This is a genomic window from Streptococcus sp. HMSC057G03, assembly GCF_001808745.1.
GTDB classification, from domain to species: Bacteria; Bacillota; Bacilli; order Lactobacillales; family Streptococcaceae; genus Streptococcus; species Streptococcus parasanguinis_Z.
Genome location: NZ_KV794417.1, coordinates 26,946 through 45,478 on the forward strand (window position 1 = coordinate 26,946; position 18,533 = coordinate 45,478).

17 protein-coding genes are annotated in these 18,533 nt (G+C 41.5%); 1 reads left to right on the forward strand and 16 read right to left on the reverse strand.

Going from position 1 to position 18,533, the window contains the following annotated elements; genetic code table 11:
• Positions 1 to 156 precede the first annotated feature (156 nt).
• The 13 genes from pepC to rsmH all read right to left on the reverse strand — a co-directional run bounded on the left by pepC (position 157) and on the right by rsmH (position 13,979).
• Positions 157 to 1,491, reverse strand: a complete 1,335-nt coding sequence (gene pepC / locus HMPREF2686_RS01675) for an aminopeptidase C (RefSeq protein ID WP_049485552.1) — start codon at positions 1,489 to 1,491, stop codon at positions 157 to 159.
• Positions 1,492 to 1,558: 67 nt separating this feature from the next.
• Positions 1,559 to 2,110 (reverse strand): GNAT family N-acetyltransferase, encoded by a 552-nt coding sequence (locus HMPREF2686_RS01680; protein ID WP_031575284.1) that lies wholly within the window; start codon positions 2,108 to 2,110, stop codon positions 1,559 to 1,561.
• A 385-nt stretch (positions 2,111 to 2,495) separates the two neighbouring features.
• Positions 2,496 to 3,320, reverse strand: coding sequence for an ammonia-dependent NAD(+) synthetase (gene nadE / locus HMPREF2686_RS01685; RefSeq protein ID WP_049514921.1), 825 nt, complete (start codon positions 3,318 to 3,320; stop codon positions 2,496 to 2,498).
• Entirely contained in the window at positions 3,317 to 4,777 is a 1,461-nt protein-coding gene (locus tag HMPREF2686_RS01690; RefSeq protein ID WP_021154542.1) for a nicotinate phosphoribosyltransferase, read from the reverse strand. Before HMPREF2686_RS01690 ends, nadE begins: the two co-directional genes overlap by 4 nt.
• Before the next feature lie 138 nt (positions 4,778 to 4,915).
• Positions 4,916 to 5,827, reverse strand: coding sequence for a thioredoxin-disulfide reductase (gene trxB / locus HMPREF2686_RS01695; RefSeq protein WP_070449006.1), 912 nt, complete (start codon positions 5,825 to 5,827; stop codon positions 4,916 to 4,918).
• Positions 5,828 to 5,885: 58 nt separating this feature from the next.
• Positions 5,886 to 6,113, reverse strand: coding sequence for a DUF4059 family protein (locus HMPREF2686_RS01700; protein WP_003003995.1), 228 nt, complete (start codon positions 6,111 to 6,113; stop codon positions 5,886 to 5,888).
• A gap of 81 nt (positions 6,114 to 6,194) precedes the next feature.
• Positions 6,195 to 6,938 carry an amino acid ABC transporter ATP-binding protein gene (locus HMPREF2686_RS01705; protein WP_003003991.1) on the reverse strand — a complete coding sequence of 248 codons (744 nt, stop codon included), beginning with the start codon at positions 6,936 to 6,938 and terminating at the stop codon, positions 6,195 to 6,197.
• Positions 6,938 to 7,738 (reverse strand): amino acid ABC transporter permease, encoded by an 801-nt coding sequence (locus tag HMPREF2686_RS01710; RefSeq protein ID WP_024054761.1) that lies wholly within the window; start codon positions 7,736 to 7,738, stop codon positions 6,938 to 6,940. Before HMPREF2686_RS01710 ends, HMPREF2686_RS01705 begins: the two co-directional genes overlap by 1 nt.
• Before the next feature lie 196 nt (positions 7,739 to 7,934).
• Entirely contained in the window at positions 7,935 to 9,278 is a 1,344-nt protein-coding gene (locus HMPREF2686_RS01715) for a DEAD/DEAH box helicase (RefSeq protein WP_045760261.1), read from the reverse strand.
• A gap of 134 nt (positions 9,279 to 9,412) precedes the next feature.
• Positions 9,413 to 10,405 carry a phospho-N-acetylmuramoyl-pentapeptide-transferase gene (mraY, locus tag HMPREF2686_RS01720; RefSeq protein WP_003014926.1) on the reverse strand — a complete coding sequence of 331 codons (993 nt, stop codon included), beginning with the start codon at positions 10,403 to 10,405 and terminating at the stop codon, positions 9,413 to 9,415.
• Between the two features lies 1 nt (position 10,406).
• Positions 10,407 to 12,689, reverse strand: a complete 2,283-nt coding sequence (gene pbp2X, locus HMPREF2686_RS01725) for a penicillin-binding protein PBP2X (RefSeq protein WP_024054759.1) — start codon at positions 12,687 to 12,689, stop codon at positions 10,407 to 10,409.
• Positions 12,682 to 13,017: a cell division protein FtsL gene (ftsL, locus tag HMPREF2686_RS01730; protein ID WP_003003929.1), complete on the reverse strand. Its 336-nt coding sequence runs from the start codon at positions 13,015 to 13,017 to the stop codon at positions 12,682 to 12,684. The genes pbp2X and ftsL overlap by 8 nt, the downstream gene beginning before the upstream one ends.
• A gap of 11 nt (positions 13,018 to 13,028) precedes the next feature.
• On the reverse strand, positions 13,029 to 13,979 hold the full coding sequence (gene rsmH, locus HMPREF2686_RS01735; protein WP_024054758.1) for a 16S rRNA (cytosine(1402)-N(4))-methyltransferase RsmH: 951 nt from the start codon (positions 13,977 to 13,979) through the stop codon (positions 13,029 to 13,031).
• Between the two features lie 150 nt (positions 13,980 to 14,129).
• On the opposite strand from rsmH, the gene HMPREF2686_RS01740 reads away from it, so the two are divergent.
• On the forward strand, positions 14,130 to 14,309 hold the full coding sequence (locus HMPREF2686_RS01740) for a hypothetical protein (RefSeq protein ID WP_042759811.1): 180 nt from the start codon (positions 14,130 to 14,132) through the stop codon (positions 14,307 to 14,309).
• 258 nt (positions 14,310 to 14,567) lie between these two features.
• Here the strand turns inward: HMPREF2686_RS01740 and HMPREF2686_RS01745 are convergent, their stop codons facing one another.
• The 3 genes from HMPREF2686_RS01745 to glyS all read right to left on the reverse strand — a co-directional run bounded on the left by HMPREF2686_RS01745 (position 14,568) and on the right by glyS (position 18,441).
• Positions 14,568 to 15,950: an amino acid permease gene (locus HMPREF2686_RS01745; protein WP_049490975.1), complete on the reverse strand. Its 1,383-nt coding sequence runs from the start codon at positions 15,948 to 15,950 to the stop codon at positions 14,568 to 14,570.
• A gap of 163 nt (positions 15,951 to 16,113) precedes the next feature.
• Complete coding sequence (locus tag HMPREF2686_RS01750) at positions 16,114 to 16,371, reverse strand: DUF896 family protein (RefSeq protein WP_031575259.1); 258 nt, start codon at positions 16,369 to 16,371, stop codon at positions 16,114 to 16,116.
• A 33-nt stretch (positions 16,372 to 16,404) separates the two neighbouring features.
• The gene (gene glyS / locus HMPREF2686_RS01755) at positions 16,405 to 18,441 is read right to left on the reverse strand and encodes a glycine--tRNA ligase subunit beta (protein ID WP_070449008.1); all 2,037 of its coding nucleotides are present in this window, start codon (positions 18,439 to 18,441) and stop codon (positions 16,405 to 16,407) included.
• Positions 18,442 to 18,533 lie beyond the last annotated feature (92 nt).

Below are 18,533 nucleotides of genomic sequence, written 5' to 3' on the forward strand. Positions count from 1 at the left end.
TATTGTTTCAGGCACTCGGAATTATTGAGACCTTAGACTCAATAATTAGTCATGGAACTTTAAAGAAGTTCGCTGACGTCCGTACTCACCTAAGGAAAGTTTTTAAGATATTTTGTCTTCAATCTGAAAAGAGCCTTTCGGCTCTTTTCTATATCATTATTTTGCTAAAGCTCCCATTGGATCCCACGGTGCTAGGACAATTGGTTCTGCTTCATAGGCTGCTAATTCGTCTGCTGTTAGGAATTCTTTACGAACCACGATTTGATAGGTATATTCATCCATCCAAGCATCAGAAGCCACAAAGTAACCATCTGTACCGACCTTGTCTCCCCATGAATTTTCAACCTTCCATTTACGAGGCTGACCTGCTTCGTCTAAATCAACCCCTGTCAAGACCATAGCGTGTGTCATGAGACTTTCTGCATAGTCCAAGCGACCCGCCTTGTCTTGTGTCAAATGAATGTCCATGCCTGCTTCAAAATCGTAGACATCTGTTGCCAGGATTCCGGCTTTACGGTTGCTGACTTGGCCTACATCTGAACCAAACCAGACAGTTTCTCCTGCTTTCATTTGAGCAATAGCTAATTCTTTCAATCGATCCATTGGAACATTTAGGTAGCGGACTGGACGGCTACCAACCACATTGCCCAGCATATCTACGGTGTAAGATTTTCCATATGGCTTATCTGTAGTTGGGGCATTGATAATGGAGACGTAATCGTCTAATTGAAGGTCTACATATTTTTTGTAGAAGCTTTGTGGAGTTAAGCCACTTTCGCTATGGAATTGGTTGTCCTTATCACGGTATGAAAAGTCAAATTCACGCGGAGGCAATCCTAAAGACATAGCCAAGAAGTTAAAGATTTCTTGCAACAACGCTTGTTTCTTGCTCGCAACTGCCTCACTATCTGCGCCTGAGTGAATCAAGTCACGCAAGATTTGCGCATCTTGACGCAAGAGTTTATTGAGGTAGGTGTTCAATTCCCGGCTATTACTTGAAGAAATCGATTCCGGATAAACTGATTTTGGAACCACTCCGTATTTCTCAAAGAGGGATACCACCATATCCCATTGACCACCATCTTGTTGTGGGGTTTGTAGGAGAAAAGCCACCTTACGGCTGGTCAATTCTTGATCTGCTGTAGCAATCACTTGCTCCAAAAACCAGTTTGATTTTTCATACTTATCCCAAAAGAAAGTATGTGCTTGAGACAATTCAAAATCCTCCAATTGGAAGCTTGAAATCATCTTGTGACGGAAGGTATTTAAAGCCGCAAACATCCAACAACGTCCAGATGCTTTTTGGTTTGTCACCTTATCCTTGGTCAAATCAAGTGAAAAAACTGGTGTATTTTCTACTGCACTCTTGCGCGTTTCAAGCGATGCATGGATCCCATTGTGGGTAACAGCATTTTCAAGAGCCGCATATTTCACATTTGCTTCATAATTAGCATAGAGCTGGTCTGTAAATTCTTTCGTTAATTCTGACATAGCAATCTCCTTTTTTCATTATTTACTATTATAATCCTTTGAGCAGAATCTTCAAGTAAAAATCACCCTATAGAGAGGGATTCTGTTTAGAATAGATGATTTTATCCCCGCAATATCCTTTGCGTTGAATGGCATGAGGGATGGTTTCTACATACTGCATTCCTGCCTTTTCCATGACTTTCCCTGAAGCAGGATTTAAACTGACATAAGTGGCTTTGATTTCTTTAAATCCGACTTTGTTCAATAAGAAATCCAAAACAGCTATGACGGCTTCTGTCATGAATCCCCGCCCCCAGAATTTCTTGCCAAGGATATAACCTAGCTCGCATGATTGACTTTCCTGGTCTTGAGAAACCACACTAATATCTCCAATTACCTGATCCAGTGATGTTTTCAAACAAAGCGCCCATTTATAAGTATCTGGTTTACGATACTGTTCGATCCATCTTTTGATCGATTCTCTGGTTCTCTCAGTAGATGCATGGGCATCCCAAGTGACATATTTCAGGGTTTCAGGATCCGAAGCCCAATTTTCAAACATCGCTGGTGCATCTTCCAAAACGAAAGGCCTCAAGTATAAATGCTCTGTCTCTATGACAAGACTTCCAAGATGATTCATAGATTGTCTCCCTTCATTTTTTCATGCAACTTGAACGTTGCAAGTTGGTTACTTTAATCTAGAAGAAAAGGACGGATGAAATCGCCCTTCTTTTTGATGCTTTTCACAATATTGTATGGTGAGAAGACTACGAAATCGAACTCTACGAATTACCGCTTTCTGTCTAGTATTAATAGAAAAATTCTATTTGTCTCCACCTCATCCATGAGCTTTTCAATGATACATTGACTCAGTAGCTGGCTGATTTGAACGGAGCTCTTTGAGCACCTTTCAAATCTAGACAGCCTTGCGGGGGTGAGACTACGAAATCGAACTCTACGAGTTACCGATTTCTACCTCGTTCTCCTATTTTAAGACTCGGGCTAAAAAGGTCCACTGGACCTTTTTACTCCCAAAAATGATCAAATACTGTGATTGGCAAGTGGCGTTTGTGTTGGCCTTTATACCACCATTTTTCAATAGTGGCTTGAGCTTCTGGGTTCACTTGTTTGCCTTCTAGGTAATCATCGATTTCATTATAGGTGACACCCAGCGCTACTTCATCTGCTATTCCTGGTTTTTCTTCTTCCAAATCTGCTGTTGGGATTTTCTCATAAAGAACAGGATCGGCTCCTAAGGCCTTAAGCAATTGTTTTCCTTGGCGTTTATTCAAACGGAAAAGGGGCAAAATATCTGCACCACCATCTCCAAACTTTGTAAAGAAGCCAGTAATATTTTCTGCAGCATGATCCGTCCCAATCACCGCTCCGCTACGTGCTCCAGCTAGAGCATATTGAGCAATCATACGACTGCGAGCCTTAATATTGCCTTTGTTAAAATCAGAAACCTCTGTTCCAGTCGCCTCTACTGCTCGTACCATTTCGTCAGCAGACTCCTTGATATTCACAACCAGGCTAACATCCGGCTGGATAAAGGCCAAAGCTTTTTGTGCATCTGCTTCATCTGCCTGTACCCCATAAGGAAGACGAACGGCAATAAATTGATAGGAGGCATCTCCTGTTTCTGCGCGCATTTCTTCCATGGCTAATTGAGCTAATCGTCCAGCAAGCGTTGAATCTTGTCCTCCTGAGATCCCTAATACAAATGTTTTCAAGAAGGGATGTTTTTTTAGATATCTTTTTAAGAAATCAACCGAGCGGCGAATCTCTTCCTGAGGATCAATAATTGGCTTGACACCCAATTGTTGGATAATCTCTTCTTGCAAACTCATTTTGCTTCTCCTTCTCCATTGGCCTTGTTACGCATTTCCTCGATCAGATCCATCTTATCCTGCCAAATATCTTTGGCCAAGTCAACTGGGTAATGCTGTGGATTGAGGACGCGCTTGTATTCATCCCATAATTGATCGTAATTTTTACGAGCATATTCTTGAATTTCTGATAATGTTGGCAGTTGATAAACCAATTGACCCTCTTTAAAAATATCCACTAAAAGAGGAATCGCCTCAAAGTTTCGGACTGTTTTATTAATGTAGGTATAAGTTGGATGGAACATTTTAAGTTCTGTCAGTTGTGAAACATCTACTCCATCGTAAGTGATGTAGTCCCCTTCTGACTTACCTTTTTCACGGCTGGTAATCCGCCAGACTTGCTTTTTACCTGGTGTAGAAACTTTCTCTGCATTATTGGAAAGCTTGATGGTATTGATCATCTCTCCTGCTTCGTTTTCAACAGAGACAATTTTGTATACCGCTCCAAGCGCTGGTTGATCGTAAGCTGTAATTAACTTGGTTCCTACACCCCAAACATCAATTTTTGCTTTTTGCATTTTTAAGTTGAGGATAGTATTTTCATCCAAGTCATTAGAAGCGTAGATTTTAGCATTTGTAAACCCAGCCTCATCTAATTGCTGGCGAACCTTTTTAGAAATATAGGCAATATCTCCTGAGTCAATCCGGACGCCTAGGAAATTGATCTTATCTCCCATTTCACGCGCTACCTGAATAGCAGCAGGGACCCCAATACGCAGGGTATCATAGGTATCGACGAGGAAGACACAATCTTTATGGGTTTCCGCATAAGCCCTAAAGGCCTGGTAGTCATTTCCATATACCTGTACAAGAGAATGGGCATGGGTTCCTAAAACTGGGATTCCAAAGAGTTTTCCTGCCCGAACATTACTAGTTCCATTGGCCCCTCCGATGACTGCCGCACGAGTTCCCCAAATGGCAGCATCCATTTCTTGCGCACGACGTGTTCCAAATTCCATCAAAGGCTCATCTTCAATGACCGAACGAATACGAGCAGCTTTTGTTGCAATCAAGGTTTGAAAGTTGACGATATTCAAGAGAGCTGTTTCAACTAATTGACACTGAGCCAAAGGACCTTCTACCTGAACAATTGGTTCATTCGCAAAGACTAAATCTCCTTCTTGAGCAGAACGTACCGTCAATTCTAACTTGAGATCACGAAGATATTCCAAGAAGGCCCCATGATAACCAAGTGACTCTAAATAGGCAATATCGCTCTCAGAAAAACTCAAGTTTTCCAAGTATTTCACAATTCTCTCTAAGCCGGCAAATACAGCGTAACCGTTTTTAAAAGGCTGTTGACGAAAATACACTTCAAATACGGCATGTTTATTGTGGATACCTTGATCAAAATAGACTTGCATCATGTTGATTTGGTATAAATCAGTATGCAAAGTTAAACTGTCATCTGGATACATATGTATACCTCTTTTTTATTGATTTGTTCTATGAATTCCTACCATAAAATTAGTACCATTATAGCACATTTCAGCTCTATTGAATACTGAAAGGAAAGCATGAAAAAAATCTGAGACAGGAAGCTCAGATTTTTTGGATTAAAAGTTTTCTGTGATATATTTATAAACTTCTTGGCCAGCAATCGCACCGTCTCCGACGGCTGTCGTCACTTGACGCAAATCTTTTTGACGAACATCGCCAACCGCAAAAATACCTGGGACTGTGGTTCTCATATGATCATCCGTCACCACCCAGCCATTTTCATCTAAAATACCAAGTTCCGTCGCAAAATCACTGACAGGATCTAAACCGACATAGATAAAGACACCACCAAAGGCCTGCTCTCTAACCTCTCCTGTCTTCACATCTTTTAAAAGGACAGACGTTACTTTTGGTTCCCCCTTAATTTCTTCAACAACCGTATTCCAAGCAAAGTGAATTTTATCATTGGCAAAGGCACGGTCTTGAAGAACTTTTTGGGCACGCAACTGATCACGACGATGGGCAATGGTCACTGTTTTTGCAAACTGAGTCAAAAAGACAGCTTCTTCTACCGCAGAATCGCCACCACCAACGACCAAGAGATCCTCGTCTCTAAAGAAAGCACCATCACAAACAGCACAGTAGGAAACCCCTCTACTATTCAGCTCCTCTTCACCAGGGACATTTAATAAACGGTGGTTAGACCCTGTTGCAATCACCACGGTTTTAGCTTCAAATTCCCCATCATCTGTGACAATCTTTTTGGTTGCTCCGAGGTCTTCGATGCGCTCTACCTGACCAAACAAATGTTCCACACCAAGATTTTCTAAAGGCTCAAACATTTTTTCAGCCAAGTCTGGGCCACTAATATTCGCATAGCCAGGATAGTTTTCAATGTCAGACGTATTGTTCATTTGACCGCCTGGAATTCCTCTCTCAATCAATGCGACCTTTAAATTGCTTCGTGCTGCATAAAGGGCAGCAGTCATCCCTGCAGGACCTGCTCCAATAATCACTGTATCAAACATACTCAACCTCTTTCTGTTTTGTTGTAACCATTATAATTCTAACACGGTCTTTTTGCAATTATCGTGCTTGAAAGATAAACAAAATCCCTATGACCGCAAAGGTTAAAATAGGAATCGTCATGATATCAATTAAGAGGATATCATACAAATGGGCTTGTCGTTGCTTGGCTGTTTTATCTTTCTTCTTAAGGGCACGGTAGCCAATCCAAATACAAGAAGCGATCCCAACTAAAATCGTTGTCGTCACTAAACTTTGTAAATATAAGGACAATAATTTATTTAACATCACGACTCCAAATATTTTTACATTTTCAGAAAACAAACCCAGCTAGCATCGCCAGCTGAGTCTTACCTCTCCTCTATTATATCAAACATAGGTCCGTTTGTAACTAGCAAAGAATTCTTTTGTCCGTTCTTCTTTTGGATGTTGCATGATTTCCTCTGGTGTTCCAGATTCAATAATCCGTCCTTTATCCAAAAATAGGACCTTATCTGCTACTTGCGCTACAAAAGACATATCATGGCTGACCAGTACCATGGTTTGTCCTGATTTTGCTGCATTGGCAATGGATTTTTCAACTTCTCCAACCAATTCTGGATCCAAGGCCGAAGTCGGTTCATCCAGCAAAAGAACCTCTGGTTTCATGGCCAAGGCACGGGCCAAAGCCACCCGTTGTTTTTGTCCACCTGAGAGGTGACGAGGATAGTGATTTTCACGATCCGATAAGCCGACTTTTGCCAGTTCTTCTCGAGCAATTTTCGTTGCTTCTTGGTCGGATAAGCCCTTCACAACAATGAGCCCTTCTTTCACATTTTCAAGAGCTGTTTTTCTACCAAACAAATTAAACTGTTGGAACACCATGGCCAATTTTCTTCTTAAGGTCAAGATTTGATCTTGGGTAATGTGCTCAAAATCAACCTCGAAATCATCAATCTTAATTCTACCACTGTCTGGAGCTTCCAAATAGTTTAAACTGCGTAAGAAGGTTGATTTACCAGCTCCCGAAGACCCGATTAAGGCCACGACTTCCCCTTTTTGAATTTCCAAACTTAGATTATTTAAAACCTTTTGACCTGAAAATGTCTTTGATAATTCTGAAATATAAATCATTAGATCCGGACCTCCTGATCTGGTAAATCAATTGCTACGGGAGTCTCAATATCCAGTCGACGTTCAATGTGACGGCCTAGTATTTCAATGAGAATGTTCACAATCCAGTAAACAATCGATACCGTGATAAAGCGTTCAAAGTACTTCAAATCGCTCCCCCCAATAATCCGTGCTTGGGCAAAAATTTCAACTACACTGGCACTAAAGGCTAGCGAGGTCCCCTTGGTCAAGCCAATGAGAGAGTTGATTAAAGTAGGAGTTGCAACGACTGCTGCATTGGGAATAATAATCCGGCGATAAACTTGACGGTTGGTCATTCCAAGACTACGCGCTGCCTCAATTTCACCAGGATCCACTGATAAAATGGCTGCCCGGATGGTCTCACTCGCATAAGCCGCCTCATTAAAGGCAAGAGCCACAATTGCAAATAACTCAGCTGGAATGGCATTAATATTAAAAGCTGTTCCATAAGACTGATTGATCGCTTTTAAAATAAGAGGAATCCCATAATAGGTCAACATCAACTGAACCAACAAAGGAGTCCCCCGCAAAAAACTGACAAAAACAGCTTGAATCGGGTAAAGAATTCGTACACGATTAATTTTGACCAGAGCAAAAATCATGGCAAAAATAATCCCAAAAAATGCGCCTCCTAGGGCTAATAAAATCGTCACAGGCAATTTCCCAATGACTGCCGGAAATGCATCCAATACGGCTCTCAAACTAAACAGCTTGCTATCTGGAACGTGTTTTAAAAAGTCAGCATACCAGTTGGCAGCTAAAAGATTAGTTGTAAACATTTTTGTTACTTCCTTTCTCGAACATAAACATTCTATCACATTCACTATCGGAATTCCAAAAATTGCTACAGAAATAGAAAAATGATAGACTACTCAAATTTAGTCTATCATAATTTTAGACAAGTTCCTAATAGATTTTCTTTATGGAGTTCATAAAGAAAATCTATGTTTTCTTCTGAACATGTGAAAGAAGGGGTTAGAAAGTTTGACGTTTGTCCTTTCGTTCCGCCCGACCACGCGCACGGTTTTCAGCTCGCTTAGCTTTTCTCCTCTTTTCATCAACTGCCCATTTGATTTTTTTCTTGTAGCCTGGTTTGATTTTTTTCTTTTTCTTCTTCACCAGACCAATCATTTCGATATCGAGTTTCTCTTGCTTTTTCTCACGATTGGCCCGTCTATCCCGATCATAAGTATCTTCAATAACCCCATTTTTCAACACTTTCGGTACGAAACGAATTCCCATTTTTTCTAGTTCACGGATATCTGAATCATCACTCGGTTGATAAAGAGTAATAGCGACACCTGGTAGACCATTGCGCCCTGTCCGACCGACACGGTGGACAAAGAAAGAAAGATCTTGTGGAATAGCATCGTTGATGACATGACTCACCCCTTCGATATCAATTCCACGAGCCGCTAAATCTGTGGCCACAATATACTCAAAATCAAGATTTTTAACCTGATTCATGATCCGTTTCCGTTCACGTGGTGGGATATCTCCGTGAATCTTTGCCACTTTCAATCCCTGAGCCACCAAATAGGCATGGAGATCATCTGCTCTCGTTTTGGTATTAACGAAAATCATGGCCAAATAAGGTTGCAAGGTCTTGGTCAATTGGTAAATTTGCTCATTTTTATCCCGACCCTTGGTGGAAACCAGCCAATTATCGATGGTATCTGAAATCACCGTCTTAGTCTTAATTTGCTCCATGACTGGGTTTGAGAGATATTTTTTCAAGAAAGGCTGCAATTTTTGCGGAATGGTGGCTGAAAAAACTAAAAATTGCAGTTGTTGCGGAAGACTTGAAGCAATCTTATCCACAGTAGACAAGAATCCCATGTCCAGTGTCATATCTGCCTCATCCACCACAAAAGTATGGGCCTTATGAATAGCCAGATCACCCGATGCAACCAGATCATAAATCCGGCCTGGAGTTCCAATCACGATATGTGGTTGTTTGACCTGCAGTTTTTCAATCTGACGGCTTTTATCCGTTCCTCCAACATAATTTACAATCCGAATCTCTTTTTCAGAATGACTAGCGATTTGACGAGCAGCTTGGTAAATTTGCGTCGCCAACTCCCGACTAGGAGCCGTGATGACCGCTTCTACTTGTTGGCTGTCTTCATTTAAGGTTTGAAAAATCGGCAAGAGGAAAGTATGGGTTTTCCCAGAACCTGTCTTTGACTCTCCTACCAAATCATTTCCAGCTAGGACAATCGGAATTAGTTTTTCCTGTACTTCGGTTGCTTCTCTAAAATTGATTTCTTTCAGTGCCTCTTGAATATAGGGCTTAAAATTAAACTCTGTAAATTTCATTTTCTCAGTTCCTTTCATGATCTCTATTATTATATCAGAAAAGCTGTCTTCTTGCCTCTCTTATGGGTCATTTTTCCTAACCAGCGAAGTCTCTCTGAGTCAGCAAAAAAACGGTGGGCTTGCCCATCGTCGTTTTATAGGTAGAGAAGGACTAGAGTCACGACACTTGTCACCAAGGCAATGCTCCACATAAAGGCATCCACTTTCCATTCTGACCAGTTTTGCCCATTGCCAGAAAGGCCACCCAGTTCTAAATGATGGTGGAAAGGAGTCATTCGGAAAATCCGACGTCCTTCCCCGTAACGTTTCTTGGTCCATTTGAAATAGGTCACTTGTAGCATCACTGAACCTGTTTCAATGACATAGACCAGACCAATCAAGAGCAGCGTCCACTCGACATGCAAAGCCATTGACAAGGCTGCAAGCATCCCTCCAAGAGCTAGACTACCGACATCTCCCATAAAGATTTTAGCCGGCTTGTGGTTGAAGACAAAGAATCCTAGCAAGGCCCCAATCATACTCAAGGTGACAAAGAGAATGTCCCATTTCCCTTGCATATAGGCAATAAAGGAATAGGCACTCAGGCTAATGGCAACGGAGATGCTGGCTAATCCATCGATCCCATCTGTCAAATTGACAGCATTTGAGAAACCAACCAACCAAAATAAAGCAAAGAGAATGTAGAAATGGCCCAAGTAAAGATCGTAACCAAAGACATTTAAAAGGCTTCCTGCACCGTGGCGTTCAGAAAAAATATAGAAGATGATTCCACCAACAAGTTGAAGGGCCAATTTTTGTTTTGGATTGAGACCTTCATTAATCTTACGAAAGACTTTTAAAAAGTCATCCAAAAATCCAACAATTCCATATAGAATCAAGATAAATAGAATCAGTTGAACAGGGCGCGTGAAATTTCCAGTCAATACGGTAACGACAAAACTAACTAGAACGGCTGTAATGAGAAATACAACTCCACCCATTGTCGGAGTGCCAGCTTTCGCTTTGTGTTGTTTCACATCTTCGTGCATTTGTTGCCCGGAAATATGAGCACGATGGTAAAATCGAATAAAGGCTGGAATAGCAGCCACTGTTAATAGAAACGATACAAGGATCGTAGCAATATACATCTTAGTCTCCTAATGTTAACGTAATCTTTTTAGTTTTATTGAGTGAGGTGTTCATTTTGACACTTTGTTTGGTTACTTTCTTTCCACTACCTTTATAGGTAATCTCAATTCCAGTCCATTCTCCAAAGATGTCCGCATTTTTCTTTGTCCAACCATACATATCCGGAACCGCATCAAAGTCTTCTGTCAATAACAATACTTGCTGATTGGCTTTGACTTTAGAGCCTACATCCACAGACATCTTGCGGATATTTTTCCCAGTTCCTAGGACAATTGGTTGCACCAAATTGCGACGCAATTCCTCTGAATAAGCACCTGGGCTCAGATTTTGTTTCAGATTCAACTCCTTAGAGAGAGTTTCTACTGAAGGGATTTTGTAGGTCGTTTCTTTGGTCACATCATCCAACGTTGGTGCCTCTGATGTCAAATGCAATTCGTCTTTTAAAGCAACTGCATCTTCCAAAATAGGATTAACCAGCTCTTCCCAGCTGGTCGCTGAGAATTTCACTTCTGGTTGTTGGACCGTCACATACATAATGAATTCAGGATCTTCTGCAGGTGTCATGGCTACAACCGAGTTGATATAATCATTTTCTCCTTGCAAGTATCCTTGATCTGTCGCCATTTGGGCAGTCCCTGATTTCACCGCAACGTTTTGACCGGGTACCTGAATGATGGGTCCATCACTGTACAAGGTTCCATACTCTGGATCTGTTCCGACGGTGATCATATAGTTCCGTGTCTGTTGTGCAGCTGATCCTGAAACTGGTTTTCCAACAACTTCTTTTTTTGATTTGCGGGCTGTGTCTGATTTTTTATCGTAAATAGCACTAATAAACTTCGGCTCCAACATTTGCCCATCATTAGCGATGGCACTAAAGGCCCGCAACATCTGCGTTTGGGTGACAGATATCCCTTGTCCAAAGGCAGACATAGCTTGAGTAACATAGTTATCACCCGGAAGGCTTCCAAAACTCTCATCGCCCATGCCAAAACGGGTAGAGAGACCAAATTTGAAGCGGTGGAGGTAATTCATCCAGACGTTATTTCCCATCTTCTGCTCTAGCTTGGTCATCCCAATATTACTAGAATAGGCAAAGCCCTGAGCAATGTTCATATAGCGTCCATCCATCAAGCCCATATTGACATCCCAGTCACGAATCGTCGCATCTTTTACTTGTAGTTCGTTACTGTAGTATACTTCATTATAGGCTGGGAAGGTTCCATGATCAATCGCCGAAGCTAATAACATGACCTTCATCGTTGAACCCGGTTCATATTGACCTTGATAAAGGATGGTATTCCAGGTTTTCAAGTTTTTCAGATCCAACCCTTGTTTGGTATCCGCATTATAGGATGGACGTTGCGTTGTCGCCAGGATTTCTCCAGTTTTTGCACTCACAAGAGTCGCACTAACATACTTTCCTTTTACTTTTTCTTGGAAAACATCCATTCGGGTTTCGAGATAGGTTTGAAGTTCCGCAGAAAGGGTTGTGTATACATCCTTCCCATCTTCTGTTTTGACAGAAACCTTATCTGAACCAGGAACGATATTCCCGTTTCGGTCTTTGTCATAGGTGATAACCCCATTTTGACCAGCGAGAATACGATCGAGGGATTTCTCCATTCCTGATTGCCCCTTCAAGGTTTTATTCCCCTCTTTATCTTCTTGAAGAGAGGCCTGCCCTATAAATTGAGAGGCAAAAACTCCATTTTTATAGCTTCGATTTGGACTAGTTGTAAAGGCAACCCCTTCAATCTTCGCTGCTTCCATGGCCTCACGGATAGCTGTCATATTACTATAAGTAATGCCGTTTCCGTTCGATCCAAAAGAAACTTGTTTCAATTTCTTTTGCGACAACTGTTGAATGACGTAATCCTCATCCATCCCTAAGTACTGCTTAAAGATTTCTGCTACTTTTTTAAATTGGCTCTCTTCTACATAGAGGATTTTTCCGGTTGCTGATTTGTACTTTTTATCAATAACAGCATAAACGTTATAGGTCGTCGCATCTTCAGCAATTACTGCTCCATTTCGGTCATAGATCGTTCCACGTTTTGCAGGAACAATAACCGTCTCCTCATGGACTTTTTTTGCTTGATCCGATAAGGTCACACCGAATTTTTTGTCAGTCCCAATAATCATTGCAAAATTAATCAGAAAGAGAAAAAAGAGGAAAATCGCCAGTACACTGAGATTTTTCCCAACTTGTTTTCGATTCTGATCCGGCAAGCGACGTTTCTTTATCGAATACCTGATTAAAAATTTTTTAAATTTATTCATCACTACTTGCACTCACTGTTTTTCGATTTTCTTTTTGCAGCTTCATTCCTTGGGAGCTAGCCAACTGTGATAAGCGGTCATAACGTGTTAATTCATTGACCTCTTGACGAACATCTGCCAATTCCGTCTTTTTGGCTTCTAGTTCCGTATTCAAATCAGTCAACTCACTCTGTACTTGTAAAATTCGTGTCTGCATAAAGACGATACTAATGGCTAAAATCACAGCTGTTAGGACAATCGACCCATAAAAAGCCTTTTCTACTCTAGAGAAACGGCGAAAGCGATCTTGCAGTACCTGTGTTCTTGTTCTCTCATCTCTTGCTGCCATATCAATTCCTCTTACTTGTGTATTTTTCGAGCAACCCGTAGTTTTGCTGAATGGGATCGATTATTATCCTCAAGCTCTTCATCACTTGGCAAAATAGGTTTCCGGTTGACTAACTCCATCTTTGGTTTCAAATCATCTGGAATAAAGGGAAGCCCCTTTGGAACCTCAACTGTCGAAGCTTCTTTAAACAATTGTTTGGTCAATCGATCCTCTAACGAATGAAAGGTAATCACAGAAATACGACCATCGAGGGCCAACAAATCCATGGCTTGCTGAATTGATTCATCTGCAGCTCCCAGTTCATCATTGACTTCGATACGAATGGCTTGGAAAATCTGTTTAGCAGGATGGCCCTTTTTCTTGAGCTCCTTAGCTGGTTTAGCAGATTTAATAATCTCTGCTAATTCAGTCGTCGTTTCAATCGGTTTAATTGCTCGTGCTTGCTCAATTTTCCGCGCAATTTGCTTGGAAAATTTGTCCTCTCCATATTTGAAAAAAATACGGACTAGATCATGGTAATCGTAGCTATTTACGACCTCATAGGCTGTCAAGGAAGCTTCTTGATTCATCCGCATGTCCAGTGGCGCATCTTTCTTGTAAGAAAATCCGCGTTCCCGTTCATCTAACTGAGGACTAGACACACCTAGGTCATAACAGATTCCATCAATTTCAGTCACACCCAATTCGTTTAGACGTTCCTTCAAATGACGAAAGTTATCCTTAATGAAGGTCACCATGCCTTTCTCGATGAAAGGTGCCAAACGAATCTTAGCATTCTCAATCGCATGCTGATCTTGGTCAAAGGCATAAAGATGGCCCGATTCATTTAATTTTGTTAACAAATATTCGCTGTGGCCTGCCCCACCCAATGTGGCGTCTACATAGATCCCATCTGGCTTAACATCCAGCATATCGATCGTTTCATGAAGCAAAACCGTTACATGATGAAATTCTTTACTCATATCTTTACTATTTTACCACAAATGGAACCAAGATGCACTCCTGAAAGAAAATTCACTAACTAATCCTATCTGCCCTTTTCGGATCCTACAAAATACCTAGAAAGGCTTGATTTCACTTGTTTCCTCTAGGATTTATGATACAATATTCTTATGAAAATAAGAAAACAGATTCTCATCCCACTTTTATTGGTCGATGCTATCGCTCTCTACTTTTTTCTAACCACTATTGAGGCTTGGATTTTTTGGCTTGCTGCCCTGATCCTAGTCGGCTCACTTTGGTGGTTCAAAAAAGCCATTCAAGGACAAAAAACAGAGATGGAAGAAAAATAATTTCTTCCATCTCTGTTTTTCTTTTAATCACTCCAAGAAATTTCTTAAAAAAGCAAACTAGCTTTGAAATAATAAAGAGTCTGGGACAAAAGTCCTAGCATCTTTATTGTTTTTGGATTGTCGAGCAAGACGCAGTAGTTGAGTGGGCTCTACTACGCTGATTTCATCAGCTTTTACAGCCCTACTCAACTGTGCGGAGGTGGGACGACGAAATCGAATTCTAACGAATTACCGATTTCTGTCCCACTCTCTTGCGGTTTATTTACTATGTTTCCAATTGCTGTAAATCCCAAAAAGAATGATCCAGATGGTTGCTCCAATCGCTCCAATGTATGTTGATTCTTGCAAAAAGAGACAAACGAATACGAAGAGGAAGAAAACAATGGTCAATGGATTCAACACTTTATAGGCTGGCATGACAAAACCATCTGGCATAAATTCTTTCGATTTACGGTACTTAAGATGGGCAAGCATAGTCAAAATGTAAATAGCAATGTAGACACCAGAAGAAGAGGCCGTAATCAAGGCAAAGGCATCTGAGACACCTGGCAAGACATTGATAAAGGCAGAAACAGCAACCACAATCGCAGAAAAAATAATCGCGCGACTTGGAATCCCCATACGAGATAAGCTATTCAGTTTCAAACGATTCATCACTTTGCTGTTTGGTGTTTCTTTTGCAATCTGGTACAAGTGACGCCCTGTTGAATAGAGGGTGGAATTCAAGGAAGATGCAGCAGCTGTCAGTACAACAAAATTAATCAATCCAGCTGCCCACTTGATTCCTACCATCTGAAAGACCGTTACAAACGGTGACTTATTGACAGGAAGCTGTTGCCAAGGGAAAATAGCCATAATCGCCAACAAAGCTCCTACATAAAAGATTACAATCCGGATTGGAATTTCTTTAATAGCTTTTGGCAATACTTGGCGGGGATTAGCGGTTTCAGAAGTAGTAATTCCAACAAATTCGATTGCTTGGTAAGCAAAGAAGACCATTTGGAAGGCCATGACGAACTTGACCCAACCATTTGGAAACATTTGAAAACCATTGGTAATGTTACTTAAGCTAGCGTGTCCAGCTGGTGTTTCAAAATTCGTCGTCACCATAAAGATTCCTGTTGCGATCAAGGCTAAAATAGTGACAATCTTGATCATTCCAAACCAGAATTCAACCTCTCCAAAAACCTTCACAGCGATCAAGTTTACACAACTTAAGAGCGCTAAAAAGATAATTTGAATCTGCCAGGCTGGCCAATTTGGAAACCAAAGCTGGACATAGTTGGAAACAGCGGTGATCTCTGCCATTCCCAAAAATACCAAGGAGACCCAATAGGACCATCCTGAAAAATAACCCCAACCTTTTCCTATATACTTGGTGATAAAGTTGATAAAGGTGTGTTGATCAGGGTCCATATAGAGCATTTCTCCGATCGCCCGCATCATCAAGTACATGAAGGCGCCAGTCAGCATATAGACTAAAATAATAGAAGGACCTGTCAAAGAAAGGGAACGACCGGCTCCAAGAAAGAGTCCTGTCCCGATGGTTCCTGCAATAGCGATCAGCTGAACATGCCGATTTTGCAGACCACGAACCATCCCATTTTCGGTTTCTTCACCAGGATGATGTTTTTTTGACATATGATTACTCCAATTCTTTTTCTGTACATTTTCAGAAAAGTATACTTCAAATTTTCACACAATCTACTATACCATGTTTTTAAAAATTGGTCAATCTAGTCCAGAATATTCTGAATTTTGAAGATACAAAAGAGTGCTGGAGTCTCTTCCAGCACTTTTTTGATTATGAATTAGGGTCATCGAGACTACGGCCATGCAAACCTTTTTCGCGTTGCACTTGGCGTAGTTTCTCAGGGGTTACATCATTTCCTTCTTCATCCACAATTTTGATCCCTTCGATGTGGTGACGAACGGAGCGACGATAACCTTCAATATATTCTTCACGAAGTTTTGCTTGCTCCACTTCTTCTTCTGGAGTCAGACCTTCTGTTTTTTTCTTTTTAGCAAGCTCATTGATCCGAGCGATTTTTTCAGGTGTCATAATAAAACCTACTTTCTACCTGTCATCAGGTCATTATTTTGTGTTCAATTGATTAAAGGCCGCAACAGCATTAGCTTTCGCTACAAGGCCTGCAAGAAGGGCCAAACGGTTGTTTTTAACAGCCTCATCTTCTGCCATTACCATGGTATTGTCAAAGAAAGCATCAATGACTGGGCTCAGAGCAAAGAGTTGAGCCAATTTGTCGCTAGCTGAACCAGTCAATTCAAGATCTTCAATCGCTTTAGCAAGGGCTTTTTCTTGATCATTTTCAAAGAGACTAGCGTCGACTGCTACTGAAGCATCTGCTTTTTCTGCCAAGTTGAAAGCACGAGAGAGGGACTCAACAGCTGCCTTGTAACCATCGGTCTTCGCAGCTTCTGAAAGAGCTTCAGCTGCTTCCAGCATATCAGCCACGACAAAGTTTGAACCAGCAAGAACAGCGTCTTTGATATCTTTTGGTGTGCGTCCCATCATCTTGTCCACACGCGCCTTGATGAAGTTGAGCACTTCTGCTTGATTGTCATAGGAAAGGCTATCAAATGAAAGTCCGTAAAGGCTGTCAATCAACTCATCCATAGGGATGTGCCAACCAAAGGCATCCAAGATACGAACAATCCCTTGTGTTGCACGACGAAGTGCATAAGGGTCATTGGAACCTGATGGAATCAAGCCAACTGAGAAGAAGGAAAGAAGGGTATCCAATTTATCTGCAAGGGCAAGAATGGCACCAACCTTAGTCTCTGGAAGGGCTCCGTCTGCTGAATCAGGAAGGTAGTGCTCACGGATAGCTGTCGCAACCGCAGCATCTTCACCAGCGAGAAGGGCGTATTTTTCACCCATGATTCCTTGCAATTCATCAAACTCACCGACCATACCCGTCAAGAGGTCAAATTTGTAGATTTCAGCTGCACGAGCGACGGCTGCCGTTTCTTCTGCAGTCAAACCAGCTTGCTCAGCTAGTGACGCTGCAATAACACCCGCACGCGCCATGTGTTCTGAAAGAGAACCAATTTTTTCATGGAAGGTCACGTTGGCCAATTTAGCAACGAGGTCTTCAATCTTAAGTTTTTGGTCTTCACGCCAGAAAAATTCACCATCTTCAAGACGTGCCACCAAGACTTTTTCATTTCCTCGGATAACATTTTCCAAGTGCTCAGCGTTCCCATTACGGACGGAGATGAAGTTTGGTTTCAGCTTACCATCAAGGTCACGTACAACAAAATACCGTTGGTGCGTTTCCATTGAGGTCACCAAAACTTCTTCTGGAACATCCAAATATTTAGTGTCAAAACTTCCCATAAAGGCAGTTGGATATTCGACCAAGTTCAAGACTTCGTTCAAAAGTCCTTCTTCGATTTGAACTTGAACACCTTGTTCTGCTTCGATAGCCTTAATTTGCTCACGAATCATGTTTTCACGTTCTTTGCTATCCGCAATCACGTAAACCGTGCGAAGGTCTTCTTCATACGAATCCGCATTGGTAATTTCTACTTCATGTCCAAGGAAACGGTGCCCACGACTCACACGACCCGACTTAATATCCAAGAAATCAAGGTCGAGTGCTTCGTCGCCCAAAAGAACGATCAAGGTGTGAACTGGGCGAATGTATTCAAAGGTGTTGTTAGCCCAGTGCATGCTGACAGGGAAGATCAATGAAGCAAGCACTTCTGGAACGCCAGCCAAAACTTCTTTAGCTGGTTTTCCAGCTTCATGTTTTGTAACATAAACGTACTCTTCCCCTTTGACTTCGCGGAATTCAATATCGTCAACCGTCAAACCTTTCCCACGGACGAATCCTTGGGCCGCTTTTGAGAAGTTTCCATCTGCATCCAAGGCGATTTTCTTAGAAGGTCCTTTAAAAACTTCGGTCAAATCTGTTTGTTGATCCGCCAAACCAATGACACGGACAGCCAAACGGCGTGGTGTTGAGAAGGTTTGAATGCTTTCGTATGAAAGTCGGTTGTCATCCAAGAAGGCTGCCATTTTCTCACCGAGTTGTTTTTCACTTGGTGTGACAACGTAGGCTGGCAACTCTTCAAGTCCAAGTTCTACTAATAAGTTTTTTGTCATGTTTTTTCCTTTACAAAATTCTTCTTTTTGATAGGCACCTTAGGTACCGGGGACGTCGCTAACTAACTTTGTGAGGCTGTAGGGAAATCTTC